Source organism: Vibrio sp. YT-19(2023) (assembly GCF_033337395.1).
Genome location: NZ_JAWOQN010000857.1, coordinates 1 through 575, shown reverse-complemented (window position 1 = coordinate 575; position 575 = coordinate 1). Strand labels below are relative to the sequence as shown.

At 43.1% G+C, this 575-nt stretch carries 1 protein-coding gene; it reads right to left on the bottom strand.

The window, feature by feature from the left end:
• Positions 1-461 (bottom strand): amino acid permease (locus tag R7E78_RS28840; protein ID WP_318058978.1); only part of this gene is annotated, 461 nt, incomplete at its 3' end.
• Between the last annotated feature and the right edge of the window lie 114 nt (positions 462-575).

Below are 575 nucleotides of genomic sequence, written 5' to 3'. Positions count from 1 at the left end.
ACGTTTGTGATCATCGATGACAAACGTAAGCCGAATATATTTACTAACGTTAGCGCCCAAAAAATCACATTAATCATGATTAACATGAAAATATTATTCTGCGCCAGTTCTGGGAAAAATGGGTAGGCACCTGTAGCGACAATGAAAGAGATCAGCGGCGGGTAATAAACGATATTTTCCGCATATTGATACCAAACGGTCGCAAAGCCGAAGTTAGGTCCAATCGTTTCTTTTCCCCAAAGATAGACGCCACCCTGTTGAGGGTAAGTCGTGCTTAGCTCGGCACACACTAAAGCCGTGGGAACGAAAAAGCATAAACCAGCAAGTAAAAAGAAAGAGATGGCATGACTACCAAATAAGGCGGCACCCGGTATGTTTCTGATGCTATCAACGGATGTAACCGTAATCATGATCACAGAGAAAACACTGAGTTTAACAGCGGACTTGGCGATATTGCTCATTCGATACCTTTAATAAACGAGCCACGAATTCATGGTTGGAAAACCCGCGTGCTACAAGTAAGACGCGCGTATTGTAGGGTTGTTATAAACGGCGGGTATATAGCGAAAAATGGT